This is a genomic window from Nonomuraea sp. NPDC005983 (assembly GCF_040614375.1).
Lineage (GTDB): Bacteria > Actinomycetota > Actinomycetes > Streptosporangiales > Streptosporangiaceae > Nonomuraea.
In genome coordinates this window covers 25,721-41,286 of sequence record NZ_JBEXUP010000081.1, presented here as the reverse complement: position 1 = coordinate 41,286, position 15,566 = coordinate 25,721, and the positions used below count along the sequence as shown (strand labels likewise).

Here is a 15,566-nt window from a genome sequence, read left to right as displayed (position 1 = left end):
ACACGCTCGGCGTTCCACTGGAAGAACGGGCGGCTGTTCCTGGCCAAGATGGACACGCCGGTCGCGTTCGTGTGGTCCTGGCCCGAGGTGGACCCTGCCACGCTGAACCCGACGACGGTGACCATCTCGCGCGACCCCGATGGCCGCTGGCACGCCTCCCTCGCCGTCGAAACCGCCGACACGATCGTCGTCGGGAGCGCTGGCGAAGGCGGGCAGGTCCCGGCCATCGGCTCGGCGGTCGGTGTGGACCTGGGTGTCAAAGACTTCGCGGTCCTGTCCACCGGGCAGCGCATCGCCAATGCGCGCCATCTGGAACGCAAGGCGAAGAATCTGGCGCGCTACCAGCGGCGCATGGCCCGTAAACAGCGCGGCTCGAACAACAGGAAGAAGGCGAGGGCGAAGGTTGCCCGCGCGCATACCAAGGTCCGTGACGCCCGCGCCGATTTCCTGCACAAGACCAGCGCCCGCCTGGTGCGCGAGCACGACCTGATCGTGATCGAGGACCTGGCCGTCAAGAACATGGTCCGCAACCGCCGCCTGGCGCGGGTCATCTCCGACTGCGGATGGGGCGAGTTCCGGCGGCAACTGCAGTACAAGACGGCCAAGCAGGGGCGGCACCTGATCGTGATCGACCGCTGGCACCCCTCCAGTAAGACCTGCTCGGCGTGCGGGCACCTGCTCGCCGAACTCTCGCTGGCCACCCGGACGTGGCACTGCCCGTCCTGCGGCACCCGGCACGACCGGGACATCAACGCCGCCAAGAACATTCTGGCCGCTGGTCAAGCGGTGCCAGCCTGTGGAGCTGACGTGAGACACTCCGGGCCCTCCTCCCGGGTGCGGTCGGCTGTGAAGCAGGAAACCTCACTCGCGAGGGTGGGAATCCCCCTCCCTTAAGAGGTGGAGGAAGTCAACTGGGTTACGTCCACGCCGGAGAACGCGCCGTGCGTGGCGGTCATCGAGGCGGACGGCGAGCCGAGCGCGGGCGGGACCGGCGGCGGGCCGGCCTCGCTCGCGGCCAGCTCCGCCAGCGCCGACTCCAGAGCCGCATGCAAGCCCCGGCGCCTGCGGACGAGCTCCGCGCCGAACGCCGGGGCGCCGCCTCCCACCCACGCCTGCGCCGCCATCGCGGCCACCGGGGTGTCCAGAGCGGTGGCGTGATCGAGCGCCACCCGTACCGCCTGCTGCCACCGAACCCCGGACACGGTTACGAAGAGTGGCATGTCGTAGCGCTGAGTGCAAGGGAGTCGGGGCCCGGCGCCGCGAGGGAAGCCGAAGCCCGGGGCGGGTCAATCCAGGAGGGCTCGCAGGGCGGGGCGCTCGTCCTCTGGCACGTACCCCACGTAGTAGTCGTACATGCTCTGACGGGCGAGGCGGGCGGCGAGCGGGCCGTCGCCGGCGCGGACGGCCGCCAGGACCTCCTCGTGGTGCCTGATGCTCCGCCGCATCAGCGCCTCCCTGTCGGGCGCGGCCGCGATCTTCTCGGAGACCAGGTTGAGGACGATCGAGCGGACCACGTCCGTGCAGATCTGGATGAGCTTGTTCCGGCTGGCCCGCGCCACCGCGTCGTGGAAGGCCACGTCGGCCGCGCTGAACTCGTCGTAGCCGGCGCTGACGGCCGTGCGCATGGCGGCGATCGCGGCGTCCATCTCCTCGAGCTGCTCCTGCGTGCGCAGGCGGGCCGCGAGCAGGTTGGCGGAGGCGTCCAGGACCATCCTGAACTGCACCAGCTCGCCCAGCGACAGCTCGTCGACGCGGGCGAGCGTCGTCATCGACTTGTGTAATGCGGCGGGGGAGAACGGCAGCACCTCGGCCCCGTGCGGGTCGCCGGGGCGGCTGCGCACCAGCCCGCGCGCCTGCAGGACGCGCAGCGCCTCGCGCACCGTGGACCGGCTCACAGAGAACTGGCCCATCAGGTCGCGCTCGCTGGGCAGCCGCTCCCCGGGGCGGAGCGCGCCGCTCTCGATGGCCTCTTCGATCTGCTCGACGATGCGCTCGTAGGCGCGCACCGTACGTACCGGCTCGAAGCGTGGACCACCCATGCAAAGTCCCCCTTGACCCGAGCCGTGGCCGACTGGCAGTGTGCAGCCTACTGGTCAGACCAGTGCACTAGCCAGGAGGCTGTAGAACATGAGGCGCATCGGAATCTGGATCGCCGTCGGCGGTCTCCTGCTGGCCACGGCCGCGTGCGGCGGCGGGGGCACCAGCGGTGGTGGTGGGCAGGCGGCGAAGGCCGGTGCCCTCTCGGTCGGGTTCGTGGCCGAACCGGCCAACCTCGACTTCACCTCGACCGAGGGTGCGGCGATCCCGCAGGCGCTGCTGGTCAACGTCTACGAGGGCCTGGTCAAGCTCGACCAGGACGGCAAGATCCAGCCGCTCCTCGCGGAGAAATGGGACGTTTCGCCCGACCGTAAGACCTACACCTTCACCCTGCGCAAGGGCGTCACGTTCACCAACGGCGCCCCCTTCACGGCCGACGACGTGATCTTCTCGCTGGGCCGGGTGAAGACCGACTGGAAGCTGAAGATCAAGGCGCAGCTCGACGTCGTCGACAAGGTCGAGAAGGAGGACGAGTCGACGGCGATCGTCACCCTCAAGCACCCGAGCAACGGCTTCCTGTACTCGATGGCCACGAGGCTCGGCGCGATGTTCAGCCGTACCGGCGTCGCCGACCTGGCCAACAAGCCGGTCGGCACCGGCCCCTACCAGCTGGCGTCCTGGAAGCGCGGCGACTCCATCCAGCTCGACGCCAACCAGAAGTACTGGGGGACCAAGCCGAAGCTGTCGTCGGTCACGCTGAAGTACTTCAAGGACGCGACGGCGATGAACAACGCGCTGCTGACCGGCGGCATCGACGTCATCTCGGCGGTGCAGGCGCCCGAGTCGCTGCAGCAGTTCGCCGACCCCAGCCGCTTCCAGACGGTCGAGGGCACCACGAACGGCGAGGTGGTGCTGTCGATGAACAACGGCCGCCCGCCGTTCAACGACAAGAAGGTGCGCCAGGCGGTCCGGTACGCGATCGACCACAAGGCGCTGCTCGACACCGCCTGGGCGGGACGCGGCGAGCTGATCGGCTCGATGGTGCCCCCGACGGACCCGTGGTACGAGGACCGCACCGGCGACTACCCGTATGACGCCGCCAAGGCCAAAGAACTGCTCGGCGGCAAGACGTACAACGTCAAGATGCGCATCCCCAACCTGCCCTATGCGGTGGCCGGCGCTCAGGTGGTCAAGTCGCAGCTCGCCCAGGTGGGCATCACGGCCGACATCGAGCCGCTGGAGTTCCCGGCCCGCTGGCTGGACGTGGTGTTCAAGCAGGGCGACTACGACCTTTCCATCATCAACCACGTCGAACCCCGGGATATGGGGATATTTGCCGATAAGTCGTACTACTTCAGGTATGACAACCCCGAGTTCGGCAAACTGCTCGCCTCCGCCGACGAGGGCAGCGAGCAGCAGCAGACCGACGATCTCAAGAAGGCCGCCAAGCTGCTGTCCGACGACGCCGCGGCCGACTGGCTGTTCCTCTTCCCGAACCTGATCGTGGCGAAGAAGGGCGTCACCGGGCTGCCGAAGAACGCCATCGCGGAGTCCTTCGACTTCACCGCGCTCGCCAAGCAGTGATCCTGTACCTGCTCAAGCGGCTGGCGGTGCTCGTCGCGAGCACCGCGGCCGCCGCGGTGGTGGTCTTCGCGTTCATGGCGCTGCTGCCCGGCGACCCCGCCGAGATCGCGCTGGGCGTCAACGCCACCCCTGAGGCGGTGGCCGCGCTGCGCAAGCAGTTCGGCACCGACCGGCCGCCCGTCGTGCAGTTCCTCGACTGGATCGGCGGGCTGGCGCACGGCGACTTCGGCACCTCGTACGTCTCCAGCGCCCCCATCGGCCCCCAGATCGGCGACCGGCTCGGCGTCACGGCCGTGCTGGTGCTCGGCGGCATGGTGATCGCGCTGCTCATCGCGGTCCCGGCGGGCACGTTCGCCGCCGTGCACCACCGCAACCCGCTCGGCGCGGCCATCAGCGCGGTCAGCCAGCTCGGCATCGCGATCCCCGCCTTCCTGGCGGGCATCCTGCTGGTGTTCGTGTTCGCGGTGCAGGCCCAGGCGCTGCCGTCAGGAGGGTACGTGCCGATCGCGGAGAGCCCGGAGGAGTGGCTGCGCAGCCTGCTGCTGCCCTGGCTGTCGCTCGGGCTCGTGCAGGGGGCCGTCCTGACGAGGTACGTCCGCTCCGCCGTCCTCGACGTGATGCGCGAGGACTATCTGCGCACGGCCCGCGCCAAGGGACGCGGCCGGATGGGTGCGCTGTGGCGGCACGGGCTGCGCAACGCCTCCATTCCGGTGGTCACCGTGCTCGGGCTGCAGCTCGCCACCCTGCTCATCGGCGCGGTCGTGGTCGAGCGGGTGTTCGTCATCCCCGGGCTGGGGGACCTGCTGCTCAACGGGGTGGCCGGGCGCGACCTGCTGCTCGTCCAGGGTGTGGTGATGGTGCTGGTGGTGGCCGTACTGCTGATCAACTTCCTGGTGGACGCGGCCTACGCCGTCCTCGACCCGAGGTTGCGATGAGGGGCCGCGTCAACGCCGCGCTGGTCACAGGCGGCGCGCTGGTCGGCATCGTGGTGCTCGCCGCGTTCGTCTCGTTCGTGTGGACGCCGCACGACCCCACTCTCGTGGACGCGTCCGGCAAGCTGCACCAGCCCGGCGGCGGCTACCTGCTCGGCGCCGACAAGTTCGGCCGCGACACCCTCTCGCAGCTCATGGTCGGCGCCCGCACCACGCTCTACGTCGGCATCGTCGCCGTCGGCATCGCCGCGCTGCTCGGCACCCCGCTCGGCATGCTCGCCGGGATGACCCCGCGCGGCTGGCTGTCCGAGCTGATCATGCGGGTGAACGACCTGGTGTTCGCGTTCCCCGCGCTGCTGCTCGCCGTCATGCTCGGAGCGGTCTACGGCGGCGGCACGCTCACCGCGATGATCGCGATCGGGGTGGCCACCGTGCCCGCCTTCGCCCGGGTGGCCAGGGCGGCGACCATGCAGGTCATGGTGACCGACTACATCCTCGCCGCGCGGGCCGCCGGGCGGCGCCGCGCAGCGATCGCCGTCCGGCACGTGCTGCCGAACATCGCCTCGATGCTCATCGTGCAGGCGTCGGTGTCGTTCGCGATCGCGATCCTGGCCGAGGCGGCGCTGTCGTTCCTCGGTTTCGGCACCCGCCCGCCCACTCCGTCCTGGGGGCGGATGCTCCAGGAGTCGCAGGAGCTGCTGTTCTCCACGCCCCGTCTGGCGCTCTGGCCCGGCCTGGCGATCGCGCTGGCCGTCCTCGGGTTCAACCTGCTGGGCGACGGCCTGCGTGACTTCCTCGACCCCAAGCTCAGGAGGATCCGTGCTGAGCGTTGACGGCCTCACCGTCCGCGCCGGCTCGCTGGAACTGGTGCGCGAGGTGTCGTTCGGCATCGGGCCCGGCGAGCGGGTCGGGCTGATCGGCGAGTCGGGTTCGGGCAAGTCGCTGACCGCGCTGTCGCTGATGGGCCTGCTGCCCGAGGGCGTGACCGCGTCCGGGCAGGCCAGGCTGGGCGGGCGCGACCTCGTCGGCGTCCGGGAGAGCGGGCTCAAGCAGCTGCGCGGCCGGGACGTGTCCATGGTCTTCCAGGAGCCGATGACCGCGCTCAACCCGCTCATGCGCGTCGGCGCGCAGGTCGCCGAGGTGATGACCCTGCACGGCACGTCCCGCGCGCAGGCGAGGGCCCGCGCGGTCGAACTGCTCGGCCGGGTACGGCTGCCGCGGCCGGAGGAGATCGCCCGCTCCTACCCCCACCAGCTCTCCGGCGGGCAGCGGCAGCGCGTCATGCTCGCCATCGCCCTGGCCAACGAGCCCGAGCTGCTCATCTGTGACGAGCCCACGACCGCGCTGGACGTCACCGTGCAGAAGCAGATGCTCGACCTGATCGCCGAGGTGGCTCCCGCGCTGCTGTTCATCACCCACGACCTCGCCGTGGTCGCGTCGGTGTGCGACCGGGTTCTGGTCATGTACGGCGGCAGGGTCGTCGAGAGCGGCCCGATCCGCGAGGTCTTCACCAGGCCCCGCCACCGCTACACCGAGGGGCTGCTGGCCGCGTCCAGGCTGACGCCGCGCGGAACCCGGCTGTCCACGATCAGGGGCAGCGTCCCGGCGGCCGGGCAGTTCCCCGAGGGCTGCGTGTTCAGGAACCGCTGCCCGAACGTCACCCCCGAGTGTGAGACGGAACCGGCGCTGACAGGAGACGGCCATGCCCACGCATGCTGGCACCCCGCTCATTGAGGCTCGCGACCTCACCCGCGTCTACCGCCGTCCGCGCCAGTCGCTGACCAGCCCTGGCGAGGCCGTGCACGCGCTGAAAGGCGTGTCACTCTCCGTGGACCGGGGTGAGCGGTTCGGCATCGTCGGCGAGTCCGGCTCGGGCAAGTCCACGTTGCTGCGCCTGCTGTGCGGGCTGGACCAGCCGACCAGCGGGTCCATCCGGTTCGACGGGCAGGAGATCGCCGGCGTCGCCGAGCGGCGGCTGCGGTTCCTGCGGCAGAGCCTGCAGATCGTCTTCCAGGACCCGATGAGCTCGCTCAACCCCCGGATGCGGGTCCGCGACCTGGTCGCCGAGCCGCTCGTCGCGCTCGGCGAACCGGTCGGCGGGCGGGTGGCCGAGTTGCTCGAAGCGGTGGGCCTGCCCGCCTCCGTGGCCGACCGCTACCCGCACCAGTTCTCCGGCGGGCAGCGCCAGCGCATCGCGATCGCTCGCGCGCTCGCGCCCCGGCCGAAGGTGCTGGTCGCCGACGAGCCGGTCAGCGCGCTGGACGTGTCCGTCCGCGGCCAGATTCTCAACCTGCTGGCCGACCTGGTGGACGAGCTCGGCCTCACCCTGGTCTTCGTCTCGCACGACCTGTCCGTGGTACGGCACGTGTGCGAGACGGTCGCGGTCATGAACGGCGGCGAGATCGTGGAGACCGGCGAGGTGGACGCGGTCTGGGCCGAGCCGCGCCACCCCTACACACGCACGCTGCTGCAGGCCGTGCCGACTCTGGAGGGATTGCTGTGATCGAAGTCGACGCCCAGGGAGTGGTGGAGTTCACCCAGGCGCTGGTCCGCGTCCCCAGCACCAACGACCCGGCGCGCGGGCGCACCGAGCAGCCCGCCGCCGACCTGGTCGCCGCCAAGATGCGTGAATGGGGCTGGGAGCCGCGCGTCTACGAGGCCGCGCCCGGCAGGCCCAACGTGGTGGCCGTGGTCGAGGGCGGCGGGGGCGACGGCCCGACGCTGATGTTCGAGGGCCACACGGACGTCGTCACCGAGGGCGACCTGTCGACCTGGACCGTCGATCCGTTCGGCGGCGAGATCCGCGACGGCAAGCTGTGGGGGCGCGGCAGCGCCGACATGAAGTCCGGCCTCGCCGCCACTCTCTACGCCACCCGCGCGCTGCAACTGGCCGGCCCGTTCCCCGGACGCGTCAAGGTGTGCGCCCTCGCCGACGAGGAGGGCCTGATGATCGGCGCCCATCACTTCGTCGCCGAGGGCCTGGCCGCCGACGTCGACGGCGCGATCGTCGCGGAGCCCGAGGCGGGCGAGATCTGCGCCGTCGCCAAGGGCGCGCTGCGGCTCCGGGTGGACTTCACCGGCAAGATGGCGCACGGCGCGATGCCGCAGCACGGCCGCAACCCCATCCAGGCCGTCGGCGCCCTGCTGGAGGCGCTGCGCGGGCTGGAACGCGACCTGCAGCAGACGCACCCGGCGCACGAGCACCTCGGCGAGGTGTACGTCACGCCGACCGTGGTGCGCGCCGGAACCGAGGAGCAGGTCAACGTGATCCCCGCGACGGCGTCGGTGTTCGTCGACGTCCGGACGATCCCCGGGGTGGAGCACAAGGTGGTCGCCGACCGGGTGGCCACGCTGGCCGCCTTCGACGGGATCGCGGCCGAGGTGTCGATCCTGGTGGACCGCCCCGCGGTGAACGTCCCCGTGGACGATCCCGTCGTCGCCGCCCTGGCCGCCGCGCACGAGGCTGTCACCGGCGAGCCGGCCGTCTACGGCGGGGTGCCCGGCTCCACCGACGGCACCGTGCTGACCCATTGGGGCGGCATCCCGTCCGTGGTGTACGGGCCGGGCGGCAAGTGGATCGCCCACCAGGCCGACGAGCACGTCGAGGTGGACGAGATCGTCCGATGCACCCGCGTCTTCGCCGAGGCCGCCCACCGCTTCCTGCACCGGGACGCGCTGTGAGAAGCGGGGCGACCAACTCGCTGGTGGACGTGGCGGGCCTGCGCGTCGGCCACGCCCAGCGGGTGGGAGACGGCTACCGCACGGGCACCACCGTCATCCTCGCCCCAACAGGCGATCCGGAAGGCGGCCCAGGAGGCGGCACAGGAGGAGGCATGGTGGCGGGCGTGGACGTCCGCGGCGCCGCCCCCGGCACCCGCGAGACGGAGCTGCTCGACCCGCGCAACCTGGTGGAACGGGTCCACGCCGTCGTCCTTACGGGCGGCAGCGCGTACGGGCTCAGCGCGGCGTGCGGCGTCATGGACTGCCTGGCGGACGCGGGCATCGGCTTCCCGGTGGAGGGCGGCGTCGTCCCCATCGTCCCGGCGGCCGTCATCTACGACCTCGGCAGGGGCGGCGACTTCAGAGCCACCCCCGACGGCCTCTTCGGCACGGCCGCCTACGACGCCGCCGTGAACGGCGGGGCGGGCAGCCCGTGGACGAACGGGTCCGTGGGGGCGGGGACGGGAGCGGTGGCGGGCGGCCTGGCCGGAGGGGTCGGGACGGCCAGCGTCGTGCTGCCCTCCGGGGCGACCGTCGCCGCGCTGGCCGTCGTGAACGCTGCCGGGTCCGTCCTCGACCCCGGCAGCGGCAAGCTCGCGGGCACCCGTTACGGGCTGCCCGGCGAGTTCGGCCACCTGCGCGAACCCGTGGACGAGGAGGTGGCCGCCTGGCAGCCCGCCAAGGTCACCTCGTTCAACACCACCATCGGCGTCGTCGCCACCGACCTGACGCTCACCAAGGCGCAGTGCGGGAAGCTCGCCGGGGTCGCGCACGACGGGCTCGCCAGGGCGATCAGGCCCGCCCACACCATGGTCGACGGCGACACCATCTTCGGCCTGGCCACCTGCACGCGGCCGGTCCCCGACCCGGACGGCCTGCAGGACGTCCTCGCCGCCGGGGCCGACGTGTTCAGCCGCGCGGTCGCGCACGCCATGCTCGCGGCGACCGGCCGCGAGGACGCACCCGCCTATCGGGACGTTTTCCCGAGCGCTTTGGGGGAGATCTCATGACGGAACCGGAGCCCGGCGCCGAGCCGGCGACAGGACGGGCCCAGGGGCCGCAGGCGGCGGCGCCCGGAGGGGCGTGGCCGTCGGGGTTGCCCGTGGGGGCCGGGTGGGCCGACGTGGCGGGCACCGCCGACGTGGTGTTCCCGTACGACGGCTCCGTCGTGGCGGCCGCGCCTGTGGGCGACGCCGCGCTGGCCGCGAGGGCCGTCGAGGAGGCGCTCGCCGTGGCCCCCGCCATGGCCGCGTCGCCGTCCCACGCCCGCCGGGCGGCTCTCATGGGCGCGCACGACGCGCTCGCCGCCCAGCGCGAGCGGTTCGAGCAGCTGCTCGTGCTGGAGACCGGCAAGCCGCTGGTCGACTGCAAGGTGGAGGTGGCCAGGACCCTCGTCACGCTGGCCACCGCCGCCGAGGAGGTCGCCAGGCTGCACGGCGAGACGGTGCCGCTCGACCTGCTGCCCGCGGGCGAGGGGCTGATCGGGTTCTGGACGCGCCGGCCGATCGGCGTGGTCGTCGGGATCACCGGCTTCAACTACCCGCTGCTCCTGGCCGCGCACAAGATCGCCCCAGCGCTGGCCGCGGGCTGCCCGGTGATCGTGAAGCCCGCGCCCGCGACGCCGCTGGCGACGCTCTGGCTGGTCCACCTGCTCAGGGAGACGGGCGCGCTGCCCGCCGCCGGGGTGCAGCTCGTGACCGGCGGCGTGGACGTCGGCCGGACGCTCGTCGAGGACCGGCGCGTCGGCGCGGTCTCCTTCACCGGGTCGGCCGCCGCCGGGCACACGATCGCGCGCAACGCCGCGCCCACGAAGGTGCTGCTCGAACTCGGGTCGAACGCGGCCCTCGTGGTGGCGGCCGACGCCGACCTGGACAAGGCGGCCGACGCGGTGGTGCGCGGCGGGTACTACGCGTCCGGGCAGGCGTGCATCTCCGTCCAGCGGGTGGTGGTCGAGGAGCCCGTGCACGAGCGGTTCCTGGAGCTGCTCGCGAAGCGGATGGCGGGCGTGGTCGTCGGCGACCCGCGCTCGCCGGACACGCGCGTCGCGCCGCTGATCGACCCGGCGGCCACCGACCGGGTCCTCAAGTGGATCGGGGATTCGGGCGCCAGGGTCGTCACCGGCGGCGTCCGCGACGGCCGGGCCATCGCGCCGACCGTCCTCGCCGACGTCGAGGACGGGGCCGACGTCTGGGACGAGGAGATCTTCGGCCCTGTCGTGTGCGTGCGGTCGGTGCCGGACCTCGACGCGGCCTTCACGGCCGTCAACAGGTCCCGGTACGGCCTGCACGCCTCGGTCTTCACCCGGTCGCTGGCCGGCGCGTTCGCCGCCATCGAGCGGATCGACGCCGGGGGAGTGGTGGTCAACGACGTGCCGGGGTTCCGCGCCGACAACATGCCGTACGGGGGCGTCAAGGACTCCGGCACCGGCCGCGAGGGGCCGCGCTTCGCGATCGAGGAACTGACGGTCACCCGAATGGCCATCATCCGCCCGTGAATCGCCCCTGAAAGCGCCCGAACCTTGGGGCTTGCGCGCCCCCGCGCGGGGGCGCGGACCCCTCCCCAAGGAGAGGAGCCCGTTACGGAGCCCCGGCAATCCGTCGGGAAAGCCGGGTGATCAGAACCCTTTACCCGGGGGTGGTGTTCGGGGTTGGATGGCGCGCATGGTGAAGATCAGCCGCAGATCGGTACTCAAAGCAGGTGTGGTAAGCGCTTTCCTCCCCCAGGGGGGTGTCGCCGTCGCAGACGATCTGGAACAGCGGGCCATGGCCATGGACCCGCCCGTGTTCCTCCTGGAGAGCGCCGTCCCGCCGCACTTCACCGCCGGCACGGGCTCGACGCTGTCGATCAGTGACCAGGCGGCCGTCTGCGGCACCAGGTCGCTGCGCTGGGAGCACGGCGACCGCTCGGTGATCACGGTGAAGGCGCCGCTGCGGTGGGCGCCCGACCCGTACCGGCTCGGCGACGACCAGGCGTGGCAGGGCCTGGTCGACGCGTTCTGCGTCTGGGTGCGCAACGACACGCCGGTCGACGACGTGATCCGGTTCGAGTTCGGCCGGGGCGCCCGTACCGACGTCTGGTTCGAGTTCAGGCTGGGCTTCTCCGGCTGGCGCACCGCCTGGGTGCGCTACGCCTACGACATGCACGGACGTCCGCACCCGGACATGGACACGCTGCGGATCATCGCGCCCGCCCGTGGCGGCGTCCTCCACCTCGACCAGCTCATGCTGAACGTGCCGCTCAGGCCGGACGCGCCGTGCCGCGACCATCAGCTCCCCGACATCGCCCCCGAGGGCGATGAGTACGACAACCAGCACTGGCAGGCCCTGCACCGCTTCGACAGGCTGCTCGCCACCGAGAAGCCCGACATGACGCCGCCCACCGATGAGGAGCTGGCGTCGCTGCGCGCGCTGCGCGCCCGCTACCTGGAGGAGTACCTGAGCGCCCCCGTCAAGGTGGACGTGCCGGGCCTCACCGCGCAGACCGACGCCCTGGTGGGACGTCCCACGCACGCCTACCAGTCGCAGATCTACCCGGTGGAGATCGCGGCCGAGCTGAAGGCGTTCGTCAACCCGGTCACCCTGCGCGCCTGCACCGACCTGATGAAGAGCATCGCCCAGGCCCACCACGTCGCCGTGGCCGCCGACAAGCCCGCCCTCGCCGCCCTGTACTCGCGGATGGTCGGGCACCTACGCGAGCAGGGCTGGACCAGGGGCAGCTGCCAGGGCACCATCCACCACCTCGGCTACGACGCCCGCGGCTACTACGACTCGGTCTACCTCATGACCGACGCGCTGCGCGAGGCCGGGCTGTTCGAGCAGGTCCGCGCGGACCTTGAGTGGCTGACCGGGCTCGGCCGGATCTTCCGCGGCTTCGGCTTCCGGATGGCGCACGGCAGCATGATGGACCTCTACAACACCACCTTCCGCGGTATGCTCGCCGCCGTCCTGCTGCGCGACACGGACGCCGAGCAGGTCGCCTACCTGCGGGCGCTGCGCGACTGGCTGGACACCACGCTGCTGCCCACCACCGGCATCCAGGACGGCCTCAAGGTCGACGGCACCGCCTTCCACCACGTCGGCTTCTTCCCCGACTACGTCCGCGACGGCTTCGCCGGCCTCGCGCCCCTGGTCTACGTGATGAGCGGCGGCGCGTTCGCGGTGAGCCCGAAGTCGTTCGGCTGGCTGAAGAAGGCGCTGCTCATGCAGCGCGTCTACGCCAACAAGAACCACTGGCCGATCTCCATCAGCGGACGCAACCCGAACGGGACCACCGCGCTGTCGATCGTCCCCTACCAGTGGCTCGCCCCGATCGACGACGAGATCGCCGCTGCGTTCCTCCGGCTGCTGCCCGCCGCGCCGACGCAGCAGCAGAAGGAGCTCGCCGCCCGCCTGGCGGCCAAGGGGGTGACCGCCGAGGCCGCGCCCACCGGCAACTGGGCGCTCAACTACGCGGCGCTGGCGGTGCACCGGCGCGAACAGTGGCAGGTCACGGTCCGCGGGCACAACCGCTACCTGTGGAGCACCGAGGTGTACGTCGGCGCCAACTGGTACGGCCGCTACAACACCTACGGGCAGATCCAGGTGCTGCACCGCGCGGACCCCGTCACCAACCTCGACAGCGGCTACGCCCAGCCCGGCTGGGACTGGAACAGGCGCCCGGGCACCACCACCGTCCACAAGCCGCTCGACCAGCTCAAGGCCGACCTGACGGGCGCGATCGAGGAGATGCTGCTCACCGACTCCCGCTTCGCCGGGGCGCACAGCATCGACGGCCGTGACGGCATGTTCGCCATGGACCTGCACGGCCACCCCAAGTACGACGGGTCGCACCGCGCCCGCAAGTCCGTGTTCCTGTTCGACGACCGGATCGTCGCCGTCGGCACCGGCATCACCAACACCGACACGGCCAACGAGACCGAGACCACTCTGTTCCAGACCCGCCTGGCGGCGCGTACCGCGCCCACCCATGTGGACGGCCAGGCGGTAGCCGCGTTCCCGCACGCCGCCGAGCTCCAGCCGCGCTGGCTCGTGGACGACAAGGGCCTCGGCTACTACCTCGCGCCGGGCCAGCGTGTCTCGCTGACCCGTTCCACGCAGGCGTCCCGCAACAACGCGACCGAGGAGGCGACCAGCGGCGACTTCGCCACCGCGTGGATCAGGCACGGCGCCGCGCCGCGCGGCGGCAGGTACGAGTACGCGATGGTGGTGAACACCACGCCCGAGCGGATGGCGGACTTCGCCGCCGCCATGGACGATCCGGCCCGCGCGCCGTACCGGGTGCTGCGCGCTGACGAGAGCGCGCACGTCGTCAGCGACCGGGCGACCGGCCTGACCGGGTACGCGGTCTTCGAGCCCGCCTCGTGGGACGCCGGGACGGTACGCGCGATCGACACGCCGTCGCTGGTGCTCACACGCGCCGAGCAGGACGCGCTGGTGCTCGCCGTGTGCGATCCCGACCTGCGGCTCTACGGCGGGATCGACCACGACCAGTACGAGAAGGGCCGCTACGTGGGCCACTACAGCCCCTGGTCGCGGCCCTGGCTGGCCAACCCGAGCCACCCGCACCTGCTCCGGGTCACGCTCGACGGGCGCTGGCAGGCGGACGGCGAGCAGCCGTGCCGGGTGCGGGTGACGGGCTCGCGCACCGTCGTGGAGTTCGAGACCGTGGACGGACGTCCGGTCCAGGCCAGGCTCCGCCCTCGGCCCTGAACGCGGCGGCCCGCCGGGCGGGTCAGTTGGGCGGGTCGAAGCGGCCGTCGACGGCGGTCCAGCCGCCGTCGACGTAGAGCACCGAGCCCGTGACGAAGCTCGCGGCGTCGCTCGCCAGGTAGACCACCGCGCCCGCCATCTCCTGCGGCTGCGCCCAGCGGCCGAGCGCGCTCTTGGCGGCGTAGGCGTCGTACCAGGCGGGATTGTCCTTGATCTGCCTGGTCAGCGGCGTCTCGACGACGCCGGGGGCGACCGCGTTCACCCGCACCCCGTGCGGCCCGAACTCCGCCGCCGCCGTGCGCAGCAACTGCACCAGCCCCGCCTTGGTGGCCGAGTACACCCCCTGCCCCGGCTCGGTCACCGACGCCCTGATCGAGGCGAATCCGATGATCGAACCGTGCCCGCGCTCCACCATCCCGGCCCCGAACGCCCGCACGACGTCGAACGACGCCCGCAGGTTCAGCTCCACGACCCGGGCGAACTCCTCGCCGGAGTAGTCGAGCAGCCGCTTGCGCACGTTGGTTGCGGCGGTGAACACCAGCACGTCCGCGGGCGCCTCCTCGGCGCACGCGCGGACGGCGCCGGGGTCGAGCACGTCCAGCAGCCGGGCCGTGCCGCCGCACCGCTCCGCCGTGCCCTCGGCCGCCGGGAGGTCCCGGTCCGCGCACACGACGCTCGCCCCGTGCGCGGACAGCGCCAGCGCCGACTCCCTGCCGATCCCGCTGCCGGCCCCGATCACCACGGCCCGCCGCCCGTCGAGGCGGAAGAGCCCTTCATAACCCGTCATGCCAGCACCCTAGCGACTGGTCTGACCAGTGCACCAGGTCCACCCCCACCTCGCACGAAGGGCGGTCGCGGGGATCACGCCGCAATGCGGTCGGGGGTGCCGGTCAGGAGGGTTTCCTCCAGTCGGCCTCGCGGAGCTCGTACTCCACCTCGCCCTGGTCCGAGCCGTCGATGACGTCCGGCCAGTCCTCGAAGAAGGTGCGGACGTAGCGCAGGCCGCACTTCTCCATCACCCGCCTGGACCCCCGGTTCACGGCCATCGTCTGCGCGAAGACCCGCGTCGCGCCGAGCTCGGCGAACGCCTTGTCGATCAGCGCGAGCGAGCCTTCGGTGCCGTAGCCCCTGCCCCAGGACTCCTTGCGCAGCCGGTAGCCGAGCTCGGGCTCGTCGTCGGCGCCGCCCCGCGGCGGACGCAGGTGGAACCAGCCGATGAACTCGCCGGTGCCCTTCTCGATGGCGGCGAAGAAGCCGGAACTGATGAACGCGGGCAGCGTCTCGTTCTCGACCACCTCTCGCGGGGTGGGCTTGCCGCCGTTGAGGAAGCGCATCACGTCGGGGTCGTTGTGCAGGACGAAGAGGTTGTCGGCGTCGCTGTCGGCGAAGCGCCGCAGGATGAGGCGGTCGGTCTCCAGAAAGGTCTCCACAGGCCAAAGCTAGCCGTGGCGGCGGCGCACCCTCGAAGGCTTTTTGCCTGGAGCACCGCGCGCTCTCCCCGGCACTGACATCGGCCGCCGGTGCCGGCGGCAGATGCTGGAGTCCCATGTCGGATCGAATTTGACGGCGGGTGAGGGGATGTGGT

Annotated in this window: 14 protein-coding genes; 10 read left to right on the top strand and 4 right to left on the bottom strand. The window is 71.8% G+C overall.

Annotated elements, in window-relative coordinates:
• Positions 1 to 894, top strand: an 894-nt coding sequence (locus ABZ297_RS29895; protein WP_355352674.1) for a transposase, incomplete at its 5' end; no start/stop codon positions are given.
• Here ABZ297_RS29895 and ABZ297_RS29890 read toward each other — a convergent pair.
• Together ABZ297_RS29890 and ABZ297_RS29885 are read right to left on the bottom strand one after the other, a co-directional pair.
• Positions 891 to 1,202 (bottom strand): hypothetical protein, encoded by a 312-nt coding sequence (locus ABZ297_RS29890; RefSeq protein WP_355352671.1) that lies wholly within the window; start codon positions 1,200 to 1,202, stop codon positions 891 to 893. The genes ABZ297_RS29895 and ABZ297_RS29890 overlap by 4 nt on opposite strands.
• 84 nt (positions 1,203 to 1,286) lie before the next feature.
• The gene (locus ABZ297_RS29885) at positions 1,287 to 2,039 is read right to left on the bottom strand and encodes a FadR/GntR family transcriptional regulator (protein WP_355352668.1); all 753 of its coding nucleotides are present in this window, start codon (positions 2,037 to 2,039) and stop codon (positions 1,287 to 1,289) included.
• A gap of 88 nt (positions 2,040 to 2,127) precedes the next feature.
• Here ABZ297_RS29885 and ABZ297_RS29880 point away from each other — a divergent pair, with 88 nt between their 5' ends.
• The 9 genes from ABZ297_RS29880 (at position 2,128) to ABZ297_RS29840 (ending at position 13,981) form a co-directional block, all read left to right on the top strand.
• Positions 2,128 to 3,621 (top strand): ABC transporter substrate-binding protein, encoded by a 1,494-nt coding sequence (locus ABZ297_RS29880; RefSeq protein WP_355352665.1) that lies wholly within the window; start codon positions 2,128 to 2,130, stop codon positions 3,619 to 3,621.
• A complete protein-coding gene (locus ABZ297_RS29875; RefSeq protein ID WP_355352662.1) occupies positions 3,618 to 4,556 on the top strand; it encodes an ABC transporter permease in 939 nt (312 codons plus the stop codon). The genes ABZ297_RS29880 and ABZ297_RS29875 overlap by 4 nt, the downstream gene beginning before the upstream one ends.
• Positions 4,553 to 5,386 (top strand): ABC transporter permease, encoded by an 834-nt coding sequence (locus ABZ297_RS29870; RefSeq protein WP_355352659.1) that lies wholly within the window; start codon positions 4,553 to 4,555, stop codon positions 5,384 to 5,386. Before ABZ297_RS29875 ends, ABZ297_RS29870 begins: the two co-directional genes overlap by 4 nt.
• Positions 5,373 to 6,287, top strand: coding sequence for an ABC transporter ATP-binding protein (locus ABZ297_RS29865; RefSeq protein WP_355352656.1), 915 nt, complete (start codon positions 5,373 to 5,375; stop codon positions 6,285 to 6,287). Before ABZ297_RS29870 ends, ABZ297_RS29865 begins: the two co-directional genes overlap by 14 nt.
• Positions 6,256 to 7,056: an ATP-binding cassette domain-containing protein gene (locus ABZ297_RS29860; RefSeq protein ID WP_355352653.1), complete on the top strand. Its 801-nt coding sequence runs from the start codon at positions 6,256 to 6,258 to the stop codon at positions 7,054 to 7,056. Before ABZ297_RS29865 ends, ABZ297_RS29860 begins: the two co-directional genes overlap by 32 nt.
• Positions 7,053 to 8,234, top strand: coding sequence for a M20 family metallopeptidase (locus ABZ297_RS29855; protein ID WP_355352650.1), 1,182 nt, complete (start codon positions 7,053 to 7,055; stop codon positions 8,232 to 8,234). The genes ABZ297_RS29860 and ABZ297_RS29855 overlap by 4 nt, the downstream gene beginning before the upstream one ends.
• Positions 8,231 to 9,283, top strand: a complete 1,053-nt coding sequence (locus ABZ297_RS29850) for a P1 family peptidase (RefSeq protein ID WP_355352647.1) — start codon at positions 8,231 to 8,233, stop codon at positions 9,281 to 9,283. Before ABZ297_RS29855 ends, ABZ297_RS29850 begins: the two co-directional genes overlap by 4 nt.
• Positions 9,280 to 10,767, top strand: coding sequence for an aldehyde dehydrogenase family protein (locus ABZ297_RS29845; RefSeq protein WP_355352644.1), 1,488 nt, complete (start codon positions 9,280 to 9,282; stop codon positions 10,765 to 10,767). The genes ABZ297_RS29850 and ABZ297_RS29845 overlap by 4 nt, the downstream gene beginning before the upstream one ends.
• 166 nt (positions 10,768 to 10,933) lie before the next feature.
• On the top strand, positions 10,934 to 13,981 hold the full coding sequence (locus tag ABZ297_RS29840; RefSeq protein WP_355352641.1) for a chondroitinase family polysaccharide lyase: 3,048 nt from the start codon (positions 10,934 to 10,936) through the stop codon (positions 13,979 to 13,981).
• 22 nt (positions 13,982 to 14,003) lie between these two features.
• On the opposite strand, the gene ABZ297_RS29835 is transcribed toward ABZ297_RS29840, so the two are convergent.
• Both ABZ297_RS29835 and ABZ297_RS29830 read right to left on the bottom strand, forming a co-directional pair.
• Positions 14,004 to 14,768, bottom strand: a complete 765-nt coding sequence (locus ABZ297_RS29835; protein WP_355352638.1) for an SDR family NAD(P)-dependent oxidoreductase — start codon at positions 14,766 to 14,768, stop codon at positions 14,004 to 14,006.
• Between the two features lie 103 nt (positions 14,769 to 14,871).
• Entirely contained in the window at positions 14,872 to 15,411 is a 540-nt protein-coding gene (locus tag ABZ297_RS29830) for a GNAT family N-acetyltransferase (RefSeq protein WP_355352635.1), read from the bottom strand.
• Between the last annotated feature and the right edge of the window lie 155 nt (positions 15,412 to 15,566).